17 protein-coding genes are annotated in these 18,757 nt (G+C 66.4%); 15 read left to right on the top strand and 2 right to left on the bottom strand.

Annotated features, from left to right (window positions below; translation table 11 throughout):
* Positions 1-81 precede the first annotated feature (81 nt).
* From ndhC to R2733_08200, 15 genes are all read left to right on the top strand, one after another.
* Entirely contained in the window at positions 82-585 is a 504-nt protein-coding gene (gene ndhC, locus R2733_08270) for an NADH-quinone oxidoreductase subunit A (protein ID MEZ5376496.1), read from the top strand.
* Between the two features lie 38 nt (positions 586-623).
* Positions 624-1,169 (top strand): NADH-quinone oxidoreductase subunit B family protein, encoded by a 546-nt coding sequence (locus R2733_08265; protein ID MEZ5376495.1) that lies wholly within the window; start codon positions 624-626, stop codon positions 1,167-1,169.
* Positions 1,169-1,702 carry an NADH-quinone oxidoreductase subunit C gene (locus R2733_08260; protein ID MEZ5376494.1) on the top strand — a complete coding sequence of 178 codons (534 nt, stop codon included), beginning with the start codon at positions 1,169-1,171 and terminating at the stop codon, positions 1,700-1,702. Before R2733_08265 ends, R2733_08260 begins: the two co-directional genes overlap by 1 nt.
* An 8-nt stretch (positions 1,703-1,710) precedes the next feature.
* Positions 1,711-3,030 carry an NADH-quinone oxidoreductase subunit D gene (locus tag R2733_08255; GenBank protein MEZ5376493.1) on the top strand — a complete coding sequence of 440 codons (1,320 nt, stop codon included), beginning with the start codon at positions 1,711-1,713 and terminating at the stop codon, positions 3,028-3,030.
* The gene (locus R2733_08250) at positions 3,031-3,657 is read left to right on the top strand and encodes an NAD(P)H-dependent oxidoreductase subunit E (GenBank protein MEZ5376492.1); all 627 of its coding nucleotides are present in this window, start codon (positions 3,031-3,033) and stop codon (positions 3,655-3,657) included. It begins immediately after the preceding gene.
* The gene (gene nuoF / locus R2733_08245; protein ID MEZ5376491.1) at positions 3,658-5,115 is read left to right on the top strand and encodes an NADH-quinone oxidoreductase subunit NuoF; all 1,458 of its coding nucleotides are present in this window, start codon (positions 3,658-3,660) and stop codon (positions 5,113-5,115) included.
* Entirely contained in the window at positions 5,115-7,553 is a 2,439-nt protein-coding gene (nuoG, locus tag R2733_08240) for an NADH-quinone oxidoreductase subunit NuoG (protein ID MEZ5376490.1), read from the top strand. Before nuoF ends, nuoG begins: the two co-directional genes overlap by 1 nt.
* Complete coding sequence (gene nuoH, locus R2733_08235; protein ID MEZ5376489.1) at positions 7,553-8,848, top strand: NADH-quinone oxidoreductase subunit NuoH; 1,296 nt, start codon at positions 7,553-7,555, stop codon at positions 8,846-8,848. The genes nuoG and nuoH overlap by 1 nt, the downstream gene beginning before the upstream one ends.
* Positions 8,848-9,525 carry an NADH-quinone oxidoreductase subunit NuoI gene (nuoI, locus tag R2733_08230; GenBank protein MEZ5376488.1) on the top strand — a complete coding sequence of 226 codons (678 nt, stop codon included), beginning with the start codon at positions 8,848-8,850 and terminating at the stop codon, positions 9,523-9,525. Before nuoH ends, nuoI begins: the two co-directional genes overlap by 1 nt.
* On the top strand, positions 9,525-10,157 hold the full coding sequence (locus R2733_08225) for an NADH-quinone oxidoreductase subunit J (GenBank protein MEZ5376487.1): 633 nt from the start codon (positions 9,525-9,527) through the stop codon (positions 10,155-10,157). Before nuoI ends, R2733_08225 begins: the two co-directional genes overlap by 1 nt.
* A 46-nt stretch (positions 10,158-10,203) precedes the next feature.
* Entirely contained in the window at positions 10,204-10,509 is a 306-nt protein-coding gene (nuoK, locus tag R2733_08220) for an NADH-quinone oxidoreductase subunit NuoK (GenBank protein MEZ5376486.1), read from the top strand.
* A 4-nt stretch (positions 10,510-10,513) separates the two neighbouring features.
* Positions 10,514-12,874 (top strand): NADH-quinone oxidoreductase subunit L, encoded by a 2,361-nt coding sequence (gene nuoL / locus R2733_08215; GenBank protein ID MEZ5376485.1) that lies wholly within the window; start codon positions 10,514-10,516, stop codon positions 12,872-12,874.
* A complete protein-coding gene (locus R2733_08210; GenBank protein ID MEZ5376484.1) occupies positions 12,871-14,622 on the top strand; it encodes an NADH-quinone oxidoreductase subunit M in 1,752 nt (583 codons plus the stop codon). The genes nuoL and R2733_08210 overlap by 4 nt, the downstream gene beginning before the upstream one ends.
* On the top strand, positions 14,622-16,241 hold the full coding sequence (locus tag R2733_08205; protein MEZ5376483.1) for an NADH-quinone oxidoreductase subunit N: 1,620 nt from the start codon (positions 14,622-14,624) through the stop codon (positions 16,239-16,241). The genes R2733_08210 and R2733_08205 overlap by 1 nt, the downstream gene beginning before the upstream one ends.
* 77 nt (positions 16,242-16,318) lie before the next feature.
* On the top strand, positions 16,319-16,828 hold the full coding sequence (locus R2733_08200; GenBank protein ID MEZ5376482.1) for a hypothetical protein: 510 nt from the start codon (positions 16,319-16,321) through the stop codon (positions 16,826-16,828).
* A 2-nt stretch (positions 16,829-16,830) separates the two neighbouring features.
* Here R2733_08200 and R2733_08195 read toward each other — a convergent pair whose 3' ends face one another.
* Positions 16,831-17,484: a YdcF family protein gene (locus R2733_08195; protein ID MEZ5376481.1), complete on the bottom strand. Its 654-nt coding sequence runs from the start codon at positions 17,482-17,484 to the stop codon at positions 16,831-16,833.
* 12 nt (positions 17,485-17,496) lie between these two features.
* Positions 17,497-18,606, bottom strand: coding sequence for a tRNA dihydrouridine synthase DusB (dusB, locus tag R2733_08190; GenBank protein ID MEZ5376480.1), 1,110 nt, complete (start codon positions 18,604-18,606; stop codon positions 17,497-17,499).
* Between the last annotated feature and the right edge of the window lie 151 nt (positions 18,607-18,757).

The raw sequence follows: 18,757 nt of genomic DNA, 5'->3' as shown, positions 1-18,757 counted from the left end.
CGGGTACGGACCTTTGGCCCCATCGGGTCATGACCCTCTCGCTCTAGCATCCCCACCACACCTGAGAACGAAAGGACACCCATGGCCCAATATCTGCCGATCCTGGCATTGACGGTCTTGGCGGTGCTCTTCGCCGCTGGCAGTTTCGTGGCATCGAAGCTGCTCGCTCCTCGCCGTCCCACGGTCGAGAAATACGCGCCCTACGAGTGCGGCATCGTCCCCGGCCGAGAGCCGCCGCAGCGGTTTCCCGTCCGCTTCTACCTCGTGGCGATGCTCTTCATCATCTTCGACATCGAGATCATCTTCCTCTACCCGTGGGCGATGGTGCACCGCGAGCTGGCGCTTCCGGGTCTGATCGCCATGATCGTGTTCTCGTTGCTGGTCTTCGAGTCGTTCGTCTACCTGATTTCCAAGGGTGCACTCGACTGGGGGCCGCTCCAGGTCAACACCCGTCAGCACGAGATGCGCTCGAGCGCCCGCACCACCACCACCACGATCCGCCGGGTCGGTACCGACGGTCGTTTCGACGAGGTACGGGTGCCCGATCGCCGTGTTGCCGCCGTCGCCAGAGAGGACGTCGCCTGATGGGGTTCGCCGACATCCAGGCCCACGGCCTCGAGGGCATGGAGCACAACGTGCTCACCGGCCAACTCGAGTCGTTCATCAAGTGGACCCGCGCTCGGTCCTCCTGGCCCGCCACCTTTGGGCTCGCGTGTTGCGCCATCGAGATGATGGCCGCCGGTGGGTCTCACTACGACATGGCTCGGCTCGGCATGGAAGTGTTCCGGGCCTCGCCGCGTCAGGCCGACATCATGATCGTCGCCGGTCGGGTCTCGCAGAAGATGGCGCCAGTACTTCGACAGGTCTACGACCAGATGATGGAACCCAAGTGGGTCATCTCGATGGGTGTCTGTGCCTCGTCGGGCGGCATGTTCAACAACTACGCCATCGTGCAGGGCGTCGACCAGATCGTCCCGGTCGACGTCTACGCACCGGGTTGCCCTCCCGGCCCCGAAACCCTCATCCATGCGATCAACACCCTGCACACGAAGATCGAGACCGGCGAGATCATGCGACGCCGCGAAGCCACCGGCGCCGGTGCCGGCATCGTCATCGAAGAACGCACCGCTTCCGGGGGTTCCAACCTCATCACCGTGGGGCGGCGCTGATGAGCGACACTTCCGACACCGCCGTCGACGCCGAGGAAGCGGCGCCAACGCCGCCGCCGGAACGCTACGGCGTCCTGGCCGACGAGTCCGGTGAGCGCCTCGTGCTCCACCCCACCCGAGACCAGTGGCTCGACCTCGCTCGTGCGCTGCTCGCCGACGGGTTCACCATGGGCCTCGACCTCACCGCCGTCGACTACCTCACCTACAAAGGGAACCGTCCGTTGCCCGAGGGCGTGGCGGGCGAACGGTTCGAAGTCGTCGCCGCCTTCGCCGACATCGAGGGCAACCGTCGCCTGTGGGCCAAGGTGCAACTGCCGGCCGATGATCCGGCCATCGCCTCGCTGACCACGTTCTACCCCGGCCTCGACTTCCTCGAGCGCGAGGTCTACGACATGTTCGGCATCGAATTCATCGACCACCCCGATCTCTCCCGCATCCTCATGCCGGAGAGCTGGCAGGGTCATCCGTTGCGCAAGGACTACGCCATCGGCGCGATCCCCGTGCAGTTCAAGGGCGCGCCCGGCGCGCGCTAGGAGCACCAATGACGGTCACCGAACGCCCCACCGACGCCGCAGTCCACGAAGCATCCGAGACTCCCGAGGGGCAGCTCCACCTTCTGCCTCGCCGCCATGCCGTGCTGCGAATGTCCGAAGTACAGATGGCCGAGCTGGCCGACGCTCCGTTGGAAGACGAGAACGACCAGACCATGTTGATCAACATGGGTCCGTCGCACCCCTCGACCCACGGTGTGTTGCGGCTCATGCTCGAAATGGACGGCGAGACCGTTCGTCGCTCCAAGCCGGTCGTCGGCTATCTCCATACCGGAATGGAGAAGCAGGCCGAGGCGCTCACCTTCCTGCAGGGCTCCACGAATGTGACCCGGATGGACTACGCCTCGCCGCTGTTCACCGAGCTGGCGTTCTCGCTCGCCACCGAGAAGTTGCTCGGCGTCGAGATCCCCGAGCGGGCCACCTGGATCCGCATGCTCATGACCGAGATGAACCGCATCTCGTCGCATCTGTTGTTCATGGCCACCAACGGCATGGACCTCGGTGCGGTCTCCATGATGATCTACGGCTGGCGCGAGCGCGAGCAGGTGCTTCGATTCTTCGAATCGGTCACGGGCCTGCGCATGAACCACAACTACATCCGCCCGGGTGGCGTTGCCGCCGACCTCCCTGACGGCTGGCGCACCGAGGTCCTGCGGCTCCTCGAGATGCTGCCGCACCGCCTCGACGAGTACGACACCCTCATGACCGGGCAGCCGATCTGGCGAGACCGTCTGCAGGGCGTAGGTGTGCTCGGGCCCGAGGAGGCCATGGCGCTGTCGGCCACCGGCCCACTGCTCCGTGCCACCGGCATCCCCGCCGATCTGCGTCGCGACCAGCCCTACCTCGCCTACGACCAGGTCGAGTTCGACGTCGTCGTCGGCACCTACGGCGATTCGTTCGACCGCTTCGCGATCCGGCTGAACGAGATCCGCGAATCGATGCGGATCCTGCATCAGATCCTCGATCTGATGCCAAAGGGTGACTACCGGGTGCAAGACACCAAGGTCACGCCGCCGCCCCGGGCCCGGATCGACGAGTCCATGGAAGCGCTGATCCATCACTTCAAGATCTTCACCGAGGGCTTCAAGGTCCCCGAAGGCGAGGCCTACGCCTCGGTTGAGTCACCTCGCGGTGAGCTCGGTTGCTACATCGTCAGCGACGGCTCGTCGAAGCCGTACCGCATGTCGATCCGCCCGCCGAGCTTCATCAACCTGCAAACGCTGCCGCACATGATGGCCGACGGTCTCCTCGCCGACGCCGTGGCGATCATCTCGTCGGCCGATCCGATCCTGGGAGAGGTGGACCGCTAAGTGCCACGCCTGAACGCCGCCAACGTCTCGTTGGCGAAAGAGATCATCGCTCGCTATCCCCGCCCCAAGTCGGCGCTCATCCCGCTGTTGCACCTGGCCCAGGAGCAAGACGGCTACGTGGCCGACGACGCCATGGAGCACCTCGCCGAACTGGTGGGCGTCACCCCGGCCGAAGTTCTCGGCACCTGCTCGTTCTACGAGATGTTCGTGCGTCACCCGGTCGGCAAGTACAAGATCAACATCTGTACCAACCTGAGCTGCCAGCTGATGGGGGCCGAAGAGCTGTTGCACCACGCCGAGGACACCCTCGGCATCCGTGCCGGCGGTACGACCGATGACGGCCTCTTCACGATCGAAGACGTCGAGTGCATCGCCGCCTGCACCGAGGCGCCGTGCCTCAGCGTGAACTACCGCTTCGAGAATCGGGTCACGATCGAGCACTTCGACCAGCTGGTCGATGATCTCCGCAGCGGGAAGCGGGCCGACATCCCCAACCACGGCACGCTCGGCCTGGTGCGGCAACACATCCCGGCCGACCGCCTCGGCGGGATCGCCCCGCCCGAACAGACGACCAAGCCCGACTGGTTCGCCAGCCGCGAGGCCGCCGCAGCACCGGAAGGAGCGTAGATGGCCACCAACGCGTACATCCCCCACGCCGCGGGATACGTCGACAACGAGGGCCCCAAGGTCGTCAGCAGTCGCTTCCCCTACGAAGACTCCTTCACGCTCGAGCGTTCGCAGGCCACCGGTGGCTACGAGGCGTTGCGCAAGGCGCTCGCCATGTCTCCGGCCGAGGTGGCCGGTGAGGTCAAGGAAGCGGTGTTGCTCGGTCGTGGTGGCGCCGGGTTCCCGGCCGGGATCAAGTGGGGATTCATGCCGCCGGTGTGGCCCCGCTACCTCGTGGTCAACGGCGACGAGTCCGAGCCGGGCACCTACAAGGACCGACTCCTCATGGAGCGCGATCCGCATCAGCTGATCGAAGGCTGCGTCATCACCTGCTACGCACTCGGGCTGAACCAGTGCTTCCTCTACATCCGCGGTGAGATGGCACTTGCGCAGGAACGAGTCGCTCAGGCCCTCAACGACGCCTACGCCGCCGGTTTCGTCGGCAAGGACATCATGGGCACCGACGTCAGCATCGACGTCGTGCTGCACTGGGGCGCCGGTGCCTACATCGTCGGTGAAGAGACGGCGCTGATCGAGTCGCTCGAAGGCAATCGCGGCATGCCCCGGTTGAAGCCGCCGTTCTTCCCGGCCGCCAAGGGCCTCTACCTCAAGCCAACGATCGTCAACAACGTCGAGACGCTGTCGAACGTGCCGTGGATCATCGAGCACGGTCCGATCGAATACAAGAAGATGGGCTCCGAGGCCTCGCCGGGCACCCGCATGGTGGCGGTCAGCGGCCACGTCAATCGTCCTGGTGTCTACGAGGTCGAGCAGGGCATCACCACCTTCCGCGACCTGTTCTACGGCGACAACTACGGACAGGGCATCCGCAACGGCAACGACCTGAAGGCGTTCGTGCCCGGTGGCGGCTCGGCGCCCTGGTTCTTCCCCGAGCAGCTCGACGTTCCGCTCGAGGGTCGCGTCGCCGGTGCCGAGGGGTCGATGCTCGGTTCCGGCGCCATCATCGTGATGGACCACACCTCGTGCGCCGTGAAGTCGGCGTTGCGACTCGTGCGCTTCTACGCCCGCGAGTCCTGCGGCAAGTGCACGCCGTGCCGCGAGGGCACCAGCTGGGAAGAGAAGGTGCTCCAGCGCATCCTCGACGGTCACGGCCGACCCGACGACATCGAGCTGCTACTGTCGATCGGTGAGAACATCAGCCCCGGGCCGTACCCGGTCGCTGCTCACCCCGAAGCCGGCCTGACGGCGGTGCCGTTCCCGCCGAAGCAGACCACGATCTGTCCGCTGGGCCCCTCGTCGGTGGCACCGATCACGTCGGCCATCCGCCGCTTCCGCGACGAATTCGAGGCGAAGATCGCCGCCAATCCGGCCAACGCCGCCACGCCCGTCGACGCCCACGAGGCGCCCGCCACTGCAGCCACCGAACCGGCGGCCACTGCCGTCTCAGGAGCGCATTGATGACCGCCACCGATCCCACTCCGGCCGTCACCGGCGTCCCGTTCGTGCTCAACGGCACGCCGTGCGAGGCCAACGACGGTGAGTTGCTCATCGACGCCGCCGAGCGCAACGGCGTCCACATCCCCCGGTTCTGTTACCACCCTCGCATGACGCCGGTCGGTATGTGCCGGATGTGCCTGGTCGAGGTCGATGGCGGACGCGGCCCGAGCCTCCAGCCATCGTGCATGTTGCCGGTCACGCCCGACATGAAGGTGAACACCGAAGTCGAGTCGGCCAAAGCCGCCCAGGACGGTGTGCTCGAACTCCTCCTCATCAACCATCCACTCGACTGTCCGGTCTGCGACAAGGGCGGCGAATGTCCGCTCCAGGACAACGCCTACGCCTACGGTCCGGGCGAGAGCCGCTTCGTGGAAGAGAAGCGGCACTACGAAAAACCCATCCCGATCAGCGACCTCGTCTACCTCGATCGCGAGCGCTGCATCCTCTGTGATCGCTGCACCCGCTTCTCCAAGGAAGTGGCGGGTGATCCGCTCATCCACTTCATCGGTCGTGGTGCCGACACCCAGGTCAACACCTTCCCCGACCATCCGTTCTCGTCCTACTTCAGCGGCAACACGGTGCAGATCTGCCCGGTCGGCGCGCTGACCGCCGAGCCCTATCGCTTCAAGGCTCGCCCGTGGGACCTCGCCGAGAACGAGTCCACCTCCACCGTCGACGCCACCGGCGCGCGCGTGGTGCTCCAGTCCTCACGTGACCGCCTCTTGCGTGTCCTCGGTGTCGACTCCGAGGCCGTCAACTGGTCGTGGCTCTCCGACAAGGAACGGTTCGCCTACGAAGCCACCAACTCCGACGAGCGTCTTCGCGCCCCGCTGTCGCAGGCCGCTGGCGACGCCGAACCCACCACGATCCGCTGGGCCGAAGCCGCCGCACGCGTCGCCAAGGCCATCGAGGCTGAACCCACCCGGGTCGGCGTCCTCGGTGGCGCCCGTCTGCCGGTCGAAGGCCAGTACGCCTGGTCGAAGCTGCTGCGCTCGGTCGCCGGTGTGCACAACATCGACGCCCAGCTCTCCGACGGCCTGCCCGATCAGGCGGTGCTGTCGATGCCTCGAGCCACCATCGCCGAAGCGGTCGCACCGGGCGGGGTCATCGTGCTCCTGGGTGCCGACCCCAAGGAGGAGCTGCCCACGCTGTTCCTGCGGCTGCGCCACGCCGCTGAGTTCGATGGCGCCTCGATCATCGAGATCACGCCGACCGCCACGTCGCTGCTGCCCCACGCCGCAGCCTCCCTGCGCCCCCTGCCTGGCAATGCCGGCGTCGTCGCCGATGCGATCGCCTCGGGCGACGTCAACCGTGCGATCCCTGGCGTCAACTCGGCTGCACTGGCCAAGGCCGCCGACCTCATCGGCTCCGGCCGACCCGTCACGGTCATCGTGGGCCGAGCCAACTTGGCCGAAGATGCGGCGTTCACGCTCGCCGCTGTCGAGCACCTGCGCAAGGCCGCACCCCAGCTCAAGGTGTTGCCGGCGTTGCGCCGGGGCAACGTCATGGGTGCGCTGGAACTCGGCTTGACCCCCGGTGTCGACACCCGAGGCGATGCCCTCGTCGAGCCCGGTCTCGATGCCGACGGCATCCTCACCGCTGCGGCCAACGGCACGATCAAGACCCTCGTGCTGCTCGGCGCCGACCCGCTGGTCGACCACCCCAATCGGGCGCTGGTGGAAGCGGCGTTCGATGCCGTCGACACGATCATCGCCGTCGACCTGTTCCTCACGGCTTCGTCGAGCCGAGCCAACCTCGTGTTGCCAGCCGCTGCGTTCGGTGAGGTCGACGGCAGTTTCGTCAATCTCGAGGGTCGCATCAGCCCGCTCCAAGCGAAGGTCACGCCTCCCGGCCAAGCTCGTCCCGACTGGATGATCGCGGCCGAAGTGGCTCGGGCCATGGGCGCCGATCTCGGCTTCGCCACGCTGGCCGAACTCCGCGAGGACCTGTCGTCCAACGTTCGCTCGTTCGCGAACGTCGATTGGGCCGGCCTCGCTCGCTCCGAAGACGGACCGATCCTCGACATCGGGCGTGACTGGACCGTGCCATCTGCCGCATCCGTCGTCGCACCCGCCGCCGACGGCTACGGTCTTCGACTGGTGATCGATCGGAAGCTCTGGGATCTGGGAACAACGGTGCAGCAATCGGCATCGCTTGCGCACCTCCCATCGCCAGGCCGACTCGAGCTCTCACCCGCCGACTTCGAGGCGCTGGGCGTCGCCGCCGGCAGCGAGGTCACGGTCGAGTACGCAGGCGGCAAGACGACCGCTCCCGTCGCCTCCTCACCTGCGGTGCCTCGCGGCACGGCTCGTGCATCGTTCCGGCTGCCTGGCTTCGACCCGGGCACGTTGACATCCACTGACCGTTTGGTCACCGACCTACGAGTGACGGCACGCTGATGGGACATCCATTCCTCCGAGACGGCGTCGACTTCTGGGACTTCGTGATGGTGATCGTGATGGTGGTCGCCGCCTTCGCGATCTGTCTCGTCGCCACCATGTTCATGGTCTGGTACGAACGCAAGGTCGTCAGCCGTCTCCAGAACCGCATCGGCCCGAACGTCGCCGGTCCCTTCGGCCTCCTCCAGACCCTGGCCGACGGCACCAAGCTCTTCATGAAGGAAGACATCATCCCCACCAAGGCGGATCGGTTCGTCTTCCAGCTGGCGCCGTATCTGTCGTTGGTCCCGGCCTTCCTCACCTTCACGCTCATCCCGATCGCCGGCAACTTCGGTGAGGGCGGCACCGGCTCGAGCACCATCGGCGGGCGTGAGTTCTACTGGCAGGTGGCCGACGTCCCGGTCGGCATCCTCTTCTTCCTGGCGATGAGCTCGATCGGCATCTACGGCGTCATGCTCGCCGGCTGGTCGTCGGGCTCGAAGTACCCATTGCTGGGTTCGATCCGGGCCACGGCCCAGGCCATCTCCTACGAGGCGGCGCTCGGCCTGGCACTCGCTGCGGTCATCATGGTGGCCGGCTCGCTCAGCACCCACCAGATCGTGGCCAACCAGGTCGGCGGGATCGCCAACTGGCACCTCGTCGCCACGGGCGTCATCCCCTTCGTCGTGTTCCTCATCGCCGGTACCGCCGAGCTGAACCGGCCACCGTTCGACCTCGTCGAAGCCGAGCAGGAACTTGTCGGTGGCTTCCACACCGAGTACTCCTCGATCCGCTTCGCCCTGTTCTTCCTCGCCGAGTTCATGAACACCGTCACGATGTCGGCGATCATGGTCACCCTCTTCTTCGGTGGCCCGTCGCCCCTGTTCGACATCCCCTTCACCGACGTCTCGCTCGGTGCCTTCGGTGGCTTGCTCTGGTTCCTCTTCAAGCTGAACTTCTTCCTGTTCACCTTCGTGTGGTTCCGGGCAACGCTTCCCCGTCTCCGCTACGACCAGCTCATGGATCTGGGGTGGAAACTCCTGATCCCGCTGTCGCTGGGTTGGCTGCTCGTGCTCGGTGCGATTCGTATCTCGCAAGACGGCAATCTCGGGATCACCGACGACACGGTCGCCGACACCCTGATCGCCATCATCGTCGCGATCATCGGGTTGGGCATCGGCGCCTCGCTGGTGGTCAAGGCCTCCAAGAACGCACGCCAGGATCGACTCGACGCCGCCGGCCTCAGCGTGGTGCCCACGCTGACGGGCGCCACCACTGCAGGGGCTGCCGGGCCCGCCAAGGGAGCTGATCACTGATGGGCTACCTCGAAGGATTCGCCGTCACCTTCCGCAAGTGGGGCGAGGGCGTCACCACCCGGGAGTACCGCGGCGGCCGCAAAGGCGAAGCGCCCGATACCAAGGCCCCGAAGCCGCCGCGGCTGCACGGTCGCCACGTGCTGAACCGCTACGAAGACGGCATGGAGAAGTGCATCGGTTGCGAGCTGTGCGCCGGTGTGTGCCCGGCCAAGTGCATCTACGTCCGCGGCGCCGACAACCCGGTCGACGATCCCAAATCGCCGGGCGAGCGGTTCGGGTTCATCTACGAGATCAACTACCTGCGCTGCATCCATTGCGACATGTGTGTCGAGGCGTGCCCCACGCAGGCGATCACCGAAACCAAGCTGTTCGAGTTCTCCTTCACCAACCGCGACGACGCCATCTACACCAAGAACGAGCTGCTCGTCGGCGACGACGGCAAGCCGCAGTTCCTTCCGTGGGAAGACTGGCGACCGGGCGACGACGAGCACACCTCGGGCTGGATGCGAGCCACGTCACCGGGTGGCAAGGCGTCCTACGAGGGCACCGTCGGCTGGGCCGGCGAGCTCGGCTACGGCGTGCGTGCACCCGAAGCGGGCCAGCACGGCGAAGACCCCGAACCCGTCGTCGAAGCCCACGACGACCACGGTCATGACAGCCACGGAGGTCATCACTGATGGATGTCGCAGTCTTCATCGTCTCGGCGATCATCGTGCTCGGCGGTGCCGTCGGCGTGGTCGTCAACCCCAACCCGGTCCGGGCCGCGCTCTCATTGGTCGCAAGCTTCTTCGGTGTTGCGGTCCTCTTCGTTCTGCAGGAGGCCCACTTCCTCGCCCTCGTGCAGGTGGTGGTCTATGGCGGCGCGATCGTCGTGCTGTTCCTCTTCGTCATCATGTTGCTCGGTGTCGACAAGGTCGAAGACATCCGCACCGAACCTCTGGTCAACCAGCGGCCAGCCGCCCTCGCCGGTGGCGCCGTCATGTTGCTGCTGATCTTCGGCGGCCTCTTCCTGTCAGGTCCCGGCGGCGAGCAGGGAGCGGTCGCCATCACCGGTCAGCCCGAGATGAGCCAGGCGCTCGACGCGCCGGGCATCAAGGCCGGCGGCCCCACGTCGATCGACCCGACCAACATGCGCGAGCCTGACTCGAACGTGGTGGCGCTCGCCCGAGATCTCTTCACCCGCAACCTCTTCGCCTTCGAGGCCACTGCGCTGCTGCTCACGATCGCCACGGTGGGAGCCGTGGTGCTGGTGCGCAACCAGGGCGCGGAAGACCTCGTCGTCGATGAGCCGGGTACCGCGAACCGATGACCCCCGAGGCTGACGTGCAGACTCCGAAGACAAGCGAGGTGACCTCATGGAGGTGACCCAAACCTGGTACCTGATCCTGAGCGCGCTGCTGTTCACGATCGGGACGGTCGGCCTGCTGACCCGACGCAACCCGCTCATCATGTTCATGTGCGTCGAGCTGATGCTGAACGCCGTCAACATCTCGTTCGTCTCGTTCTCCAAGGCGCTCAACGACATCGCCGGGCAAACGGCCGTCTTCTTCGTTCTCGTGGTGGCTGCCGCCGAAGTGGTCGTCGGCCTGTCGATCGTGGTGGCACTGCTGCGCCGCCGTCCAACGGCCACGGCCGACGATCTCGTGCAGTTGAAGGGGTAGGGCGATGGTCGAAGCAGCGTGGCTCATTCCCGCATTCCCTCTGGCCGGCTTCCTGTTCCTCATGGCGTTCGGTCGCCGCCTCGGTGAGCCGATCGCCGGCTGGCTCGCCACCGCCGCCATCGGCGGCAGCTTCTTGTCGACCATCGTGGTGTTCCTCGGCCTGGTCGCCGAAGAACCTGACGACCGGTTCTTCATCCAGAAGATCTTCACCTGGGTGCCGGCCGGCTCGTTCCACGTCGATCTCGGATTCCTCGTCGATCCGCTCTCGATCACGATGTGTCTGTTCATCACCGGGGTCGGAACGCTCATCCACCTCTATTCGGTCGGCTACATGCACGGGGATGCGGACTTCTCGAAGTTCTTCATCTACCTGAATGCCTTCGCCGCCTCGATGCTGATGCTGGTGCTCGGCGACAACCTGCTCATCACCTTCCTCGGCTGGGAGGGTGTCGGCGCCTGCTCGTACCTGCTCATCTCCTTCTGGTTCACGAGTGAGGCGAATGCATCGGCGGGCAAGAAGGCGTTCGTCACCAACCGTGTCGGCGACTTCGGGTTCATGCTCGGCACGTTCGTGGTGTTCGGCGCCATCGGCTCGATTCGCTATGCCGATGTCCTCACGAGTGAGTTCTCGTCCGGCATGGCCACGGCCGCCGTGATCCTCTTCCTCGTCGCCGCCACCGGCAAGTCGGCCCAGATCCCACTGTTCGTCTGGCTGCCCGACGCCATGGCCGGCCCGACACCGGTCTCGGCGCTCATCCACGCCGCCACCATGGTCACCTCGGGCGTGTACCTCCTCACCCGCCTGAACCCGATCCTGGCCCAGGCCGACCCCTGGTCGACCACGGTCATCGCCTGGGTCGGAGCCCTCACGGCGTTGGTCGCCGCTTTGGCGGCCTTGGTACAGACCGATATCAAGAAGGTCCTCGCCTACTCGACCGTCAGCCAGCTCGGGTACCTCTTCCTCGCCATCGGTGTGGGCGGCTACGTGCCCGCCATCTTCCACATGGTCACCCACGCCTTCTTCAAGGCACTGCTCTTCCTCGGATCCGGTTCGGTGATCCACGGCCTCCACGACGAACAAGACATGCGACGTATGGGCGGGCTCACCAAGTTCATGCCCATCACCGCCGGCACCTTCATCGTCGGCTGGCTCGCCATCGCCGGTGTGCCACCGTTCGCCGGCTTCTGGTCGAAAGACGAGATCCTCCTCTACGCCTGGAACGAGAACCCGGTCCTGTGGGCGATCGGCCTCATCACCGCCATCCTCACGGCGTTCTACATGACCCGTCAGGTGGTGCTCACCTTCTTCGGCCGCACCCGCTTCTTCGATGCTCATCAAGACGAGATCGATGCCGCATTCGGTCACGCCATCACCGAGGCCGAGGCCGGTGTCCTTGCCGCAGAGGAAGCCGTGTCGAAGGCAGAAGAGGCCATGGCGAAGGCCGACGACGATGTCGCCAAGAAGCAGCTGGCGCTGACCAAGGCCACGGACTCCCTCGCCGAGGCCCAGGCCGCGGTCGACGCCTCGTCGCCCGATGCCGACGACCACGCAAAATTGGTCAAGGCCCTCGACAAGGCCGACAAGGCAATGCCGAAGGCGGTGTCGGCACTCGAGAAGTCGCAGGCGAAGCTGGCCGAAGCCACGGCTGCTCATGCCGAGGCGGTCGAGGCCATCGACGCGGCCAAGGACAACGTCCGTGCCGCTGCTGCGTCGGTGTCGTCCGCCCCGAAGGCGCCGCAGTACGTCACCGCCCTCACCCCGGCCGTCGATGTCTCGGCCTTTGCCGATCAGCTGCCCGACTCCTATGCCCATCGTCAGGAATACCACCCGCACGAGTCGCCGTGGACCATGTCCCTGCCGCTCGTCGTGTTGGCCGGCCTCGCCGCCGTCGGTGGTCTGCTCAACCTGCCGTTCTCGCACAACCTCCACTTCCTGGCGAACTGGCTCGAGCCGATGCTGTTCGGCAACGAGGTCGAGGTCTCGGCCGGCGCCAGCACCAAGATCGTGCTCGCGCTCATCGCCACCGCTTGCGCCATCGGTGCCATCGTCGCCAGCCTCGCGGTGTACCTGAAGGGCAAGGCCGACCCGGCCGCCATCGAGCGCAAAGAACTGGCCCTGGCCATCGACTACGACCGAGGACTCGCCCGCTTCATGGGTGGGCCGGGCACCGAAGTCTTCGAACGGGCCAGCTGGCTCGATCGCACCTACGTCGACGGAGCGGTCAACGGCGTGGCCTCGGTCATCCGCTCGGCCGGTCGCTCGGCACAATCGCTCCAAACCGGCTTCGTCCGCAGCTATGCGTTCGGCATCGTTGCCGGAAGCGCCGCTGTGGTGCTCTGGTTCCTCGTGAGGCTCTGGTCATGATCTCCACACTTGTTCCCATCCTCGCAACGGAGGCGCCAGGCGAGACCGCCGATGCGCTCGGCAGCTTTCCGCTCCTGCTGGCACTCATCCTGATGCCGCTGTTCACCGCCATCGTCTTGATGGCGATCCCGGCCCACCGGGTCGCCGAGCTCCGACTCACTGCGCTGGTCGGATCGGCGATCGCCGGTGCGATGTCGGTGTACCTGATGGTCAAGTTCGACGCCGCCGAAGGTGGGTTCCAGGCCGTGAGCCGTCACACCTGGATCGCCGACCTCGGCCTCGAATGGCACCTTGGTGTCGACGGCATCTCGCTGTTCCTCGTCGTGTTGGGTGGGCTGCTCTTCCCGATCGCCATCCTGGCCTGCGACCCGCATCACGATCACAAGCCGTACTACATCTGGCTGATGGTGCTGATGGCCGGCTCCACCGGTGCCTTCGTTGCCCTCGACCTGCTGCTGTTCTTCCTCTTCTTCGAGGTCGTGCTCGTCCCGATGTACTTCCTCATCAGCGGATGGGGCCACGGCAACCGGATCTACGCCGCCACGAAGTTCTTCCTCTACACCATGTTCGGCGGGGCGCTGATGCTCGTCGGCATCGCCTCGCTCGCGCTCCTGTCGCAGCGGGCGGCACAGGCGGCTGCAATCGAGGCCGGGTCAACAGCGAAGATTCCTCTGACCTTCGACGTCACGGCGCTCGCCGGCGCCGAGGGGCTGAGCACCAACGCCCAGCGACTGATCTTCCTGGCCTTTGCCGGGGCGTTCGCCGTCAAGGTGCCACTGTTCCCACTGCACACCTGGTTGCCCGACGCCCACACCGAGGCACCGACGGCCGGTTCGGTGATCCTCGCCGGCGTGATGCTGAAGCTCGGCACCTACGGCTTCGTTCGCTTCGGGATCTACCTCTTCCCCCAGGCCGCGTACGACTTCGCCCCGCTGTTCATCACCCTGGGTGTCATCGGCATCGTCTACGGCGCCGCCGTGGCCACGATGCAGAAAGACCTCAAACGAGTCGTCGCCTACTCATCGATCGCCCACCTCGGCTTCATCATCCTCGGCATCTTCGCCCTCAACTCCCAGGGCCTCGAGGGTGGCGTGCTGCAGATGGTCAACCATGGTCTGTCCACCGGCGCACTCTTCATCCTCGTCGGCTGGATCTACGAACGGCGCCACACCCGTGAGATCGCCGCCCTGTCCGGCCTCCAGAAGCCGGCCCCGATCATGGCCGCCGTCTTCACCATCGTGATGCTGTCGAGCATCGGCCTCCCGGGTCTCAACGGGTTCGTCGGCGAATACCTGATCCTCCTCGGTGGCTACAAGGCCGCCCAGTGGTGGACCGTGGTCGCCGTCACCGGTGTGATCCTCGCCGCCCTCTATCTGCTGTGGGCCTATCAGCGGGTCTTCCACGGCCAAGCGGAGGGCGACAACGCCACGATGCCCGACCTCAAGGTCTCCGAACTCATGGCCATCGCCCCGCTCATGGTCCTGATCGTCTTCATGGGCGTCTACCCGAAGCCGGTGCTCGAACGCATCGAGCCCTCGGTCGACGTGCTCATCACCCACGTCACCGACCACGTGGACGGCTTCGTCGAGCCGGAACCCGACGCTCCCGCCGAACCGGCAGGTGCCGAGCAGCTCAAGGCAGCGGCAGCCGTCGCGGCCGAAGCATCGGGCCACCACGGTGAGTCCGAAGACACCGGCCACGACGACGAGTCCGAATCGACCAACCACGAAACCGGGGAGGAGGGCTGATGCTGCACGTCTTGGCCCAAACCGGAACATTGCCGATGCCCGACGTCGAGTGGTCGCTGATCTGGCCGCTCACCATCTTGGCCATCGGCTCGGTTCTGCTCGTCACGATCACCTCGCTGGTTCCGACCCTGCGGACCAACGGGTTCCCCGCCCTCTTCTCCATCACGGCCGCGGTAGCGGCCGCTGCGTTGCTGCCCTACACGGCGCAGCGCATCAGCGATGCCCCCGGCCCGCTCCGTGTCATCGGCAGCGCCATGGTGGTCGACCACTTCACCGTATTCGTCACCGGTGTGATCTGCCTGTCGGTGCTGCTGGTCTCGCTGATCCTCGACGACTATCTCCGTCGTGAGGGCTTCGACGGCCCCGAGTGGTACGTGCTGATGCTGCTATCGGCGTCGGGCGGGGTGATCCTCGCCGCGGCGAACGACCTCATCGTCACCTTCCTCGGTCTCGAGATCCTGTCGATCGCCGTGTACGTCCTCGCCGCCCTGCAGCTGCGTCGGACCCAGTCGCAGGAAGCCGGCTTCAAGTACTTCGTGCTCGGCGCCCTGTCTTCGGCCATCTTCCTCTACGGCATCGCGCTCACGTATGGCGCCATTGGCTCGACCAACTTCGACGCCGTGGCCAGCGTGCTCGGCAGCTTCTTCGGCGCCCCGAACGCAGCGGGCCTGACCCCGGTCACCGACTCGTCGATGTTGCTGGTCGGTATGGCGATGATCCTGATCGGCTTCGCCTTCAAGGTGTCGGCCGTGCCGTTCCACTTCTGGACGCCCGATGTCTACCAGGGCGCCCCCACTCCGGTCGTGGCGTTCATGGCGTCGTCGGTCAAGGTGGCAGGCTTCGCAGCGCTCCTTCGTGTGTTCGTCGTCGCCTTCAACGATCGCGGCGGCGACTGGCGACCGCTCATCGGCGCCCTTGCGCTGTTCTCGATCCTGCTCGGTTCGGTCATGGCCATCGTGCAGACCGACGTCAAGCGCATGCTCGCCTATTCGTCGATCTCGCACGCCGGTTTCATGCTGATCGGCGTGCACGCTGCGGGAAGTGCCACCAGCGACGTCGCTCAGTCCGGCGCCCGGGCGGTGCTCTTCTACATGCTGTCCTACACCGCGGTGGTTGCCGGCACCTTCGCCGTCGTGACCGCAGTGAGCGGGTTCGGCGACGGCAACACGAGCCTCGACGACTTCACCGGCATGGCCCGGCGTCACCCGGTGCTCGCCTCGATGCTCGTCGTACTGCTGTTCTCGCAGGCGGGCATCCCCTTCACCTCCGGCTTCTTCGCCAAGTTCCGGGTGATCGTGGCCGCAGCCGATGGTGGCGCCTACGTCATGGCCGGTATCGCCATGCTCGGCTCGGTGATCGGTGCGTTCCTCTACCTGCGGATCGTCATCGCGATGTTCACCAATGCCGGGGGTGACGACCACGGTGACGACCACAGCGACGAAGTCGTCGAGGGGGACGCGCTGGCGTTGCCCGGTGTCGGTTCGCTGACCGTCCCGACCACGGTGCTCTTGGCAGTCGGCCTCGCCGTCTTCGCCACCCTGCTGCTCGGCATCTGGCCGGCCGTTGTCGACACGCCGCTGACCGACGGCGCACGGTCGCTGCTCGGCCTCGCCGGCTGATCGGCCTCGGGTGGGCGAATCCACCCGAGCCACCGGAAACTCCTCAAGTCCAGTCGGGGGTCGGTCGATGGACCGACATGGAATCACCAGAGGTTGCACTCCCCCAGCACACGGTCGTGCTCGGCGTTGCCGATGCGATGGCCGCCGCTCACCTGCGTCGTCAGCTGATGGATCATCCTCGGTTCGATCTCGTGGCGACGGCACACAACGCCGTGCAGACGCTCTACGCCGTCGAGGAGACCCATGCGAGCGTGGTGCTCATGGCCGACGATTCCCCCGGCCTGCGCGGCCGTGAGGTGCTGGCCGACATCGCGGCGGCATCGCCCGAGACCTACGTGATCATCACCACGCCGGGCGACCCGGCGGCCCTGGCCAATGAGCCGGCGGTGGCGTCAGCGGTCTACGACACCGACATCTACGGCATCTACGCCGCTCTGAACCAGCTGGCCGAATTCCTCGACCGTCCCAAGGCCGAGATCCCGGAGCGCAGGGCGCACGCCGATCGTCGGCTGCACCAGGACTGGACCAAGGTCTTCGCCGAGCGTCGCGAGCACGTTCGGCGCCACGACGCCGTGGCGGCGAACTGACCTCAGTGGCCCCAGGCCGGTCCGCCCGCACCACGCATCCATCGGTGTCGAGCTGACCGAGCGATCTCGACGATCGCGGTGGGAATGGAGGACCACGCGCTCTCGAACGGTCGACGAGCGTCGCTGACGAACACCCGCTGTGCGGCTCCGGGTTCCTGTTCGAGCCAGTAGTTGCGCGCCCGCTTGGCGTGCATCGGGTCCGACGCGATGATCACGCGGTCGAACGAGGCGACGAGCGGTGCGGTGTAGGCCACGTTCTGCCACGTGCTCGTGGCCTCAGGCTCGATCATGATGGCTGCAGCCGGAACGCCGGCTCGGCGAGCGAGGTGCGCCATGGTCTCGGCCTCGACGTGGTCGTTGGCGGCGGCGCCGCCGGTGAAGACAATGCGCTCGGCGGCCGCAGCACGCATGGTGCGGATTCCGAGGCGGACCCGCCAGCGCTGGATCGGATGTGGCCGCCCGTTCGCTCTCGTCGGGTAGCCGAGGACGACCACCGCGGTCGAGCCGGTGCCGGCGGCGACCGCGGTGCGTGCCGCCCGTTGGTGGAGGAGCTCGGCGGCAACGATGGCGGCGAGCGGAACGAGCAGTACGGGCACGAGCCACGGCGATCGGCCGACGCGACTCGTGATCGTGCTCGCTGCTGCCGCCTGATGCATGTGGTGGTGCGCCTAACCGCCGGACGCGGAGGTGTCGCCATCGGCATCGGCGACGGCGTCATCATAGGGGTCGTCGAGCCAACGGTGGGGGAGCGCAACGACCTGGGGACCCCGAGTGTGGCCTCGGGCGACGCGCCGGTTCTCCTCAGGGAGTTCGGCGTCGGGGAGCGTCGCCAAGAGGTCGTCGAGCTGGGACAGGCTTTCGAAGCGACCGAGGCGGCGTCGGATCTCGCCGCCGGTCGGATACCCCTTCAGATACCAGGCGGTGTGCTTGCGGAACTCGCGTACACCCTTGTGCTCACCGAACCACTCGACGAGAAGTCGAGCATGTCGAGCCATGATCGGCGTGACCTCGGACAGCGTGGGGGGCTCGGGAACGGGCTCACCGGCGAGCGCTGCCTCGAGTTGGGCGAAGAGCCAGGGTCGACCGAGACAGCCCCGACCGATGACGACCCCATCGCAGCCCGTCTGTTCCATCATGGCCAGCGCGTCGGCAGCCTCCCAGATGTCGCCGTTGCCGAGCACGGGAATCTCGGGGACGGTCTCCTTCAGTCGACCGATGGTCGACCAATCGGCGGTGCCCGAGTAGAGCTGGGCAACAGTGCGGCCGTGCAGCGCCAGGGCCGCCACACCGAGGTCGGCGGCGATCCGGCCGGTCTCGAGGTAGGTGAGGTGGTCGTCGTCGATTCCGACCCGGAACTTGATCGTGACCGGCACGGTGCCGGCGTTGTCGACCGCCGCCTTGACGACCGAGGCGAACAACTTCCGCTTGTACGGGAGGGCACCCCCGCCGCCGTGGCGAGTGACCTTGCGGACCGGACAGCCGAAGTTCATGTCGAGATGATCGATGCGATCTTCGTCGACCAGCATCCTCACGGCCTCACCCACGTACCGCGGGTCGACCCCGGCGATCTGCAGGCTCCGAGGCGACTCGTCGGCGTCGAAGCTGGCGAGCTTGTCGGTCTTCTCGTTGCGTTCGCAGAGCGCACGCGCCGAGATCATCTCGCTGACGTAGAGCCCGCCACCGAACTCGCGGCACAGCCGGCGGAACGGGGCATTGGTCACCCCGGCCATGGGGGCGAGCACCACCGGGGTCGGCACGTCAATGGGACCGAACTTCACCCGTGAAGGATGCCGGGTCGCGGTGGTCCGCCCAACCCACCCGTTGCAGCGACGGTGTCCGCCGTTTTGCTCGGAAGGTCGTGGACAGGAGGTCGTGTGGCCCGGAGGTCGTGTGGCCGTCCGGCGCTGCGGGTGGCGGCAGACCCGCCTA

This window comes from Acidimicrobiales bacterium, from assembly GCA_041394265.1.
In the GTDB taxonomy this organism is placed as follows: Bacteria; Actinomycetota; Acidimicrobiia; order Acidimicrobiales; family SZUA-35; genus JBBQUN01.
This window is presented reverse-complemented; position numbering and strand designations above follow the sequence as displayed.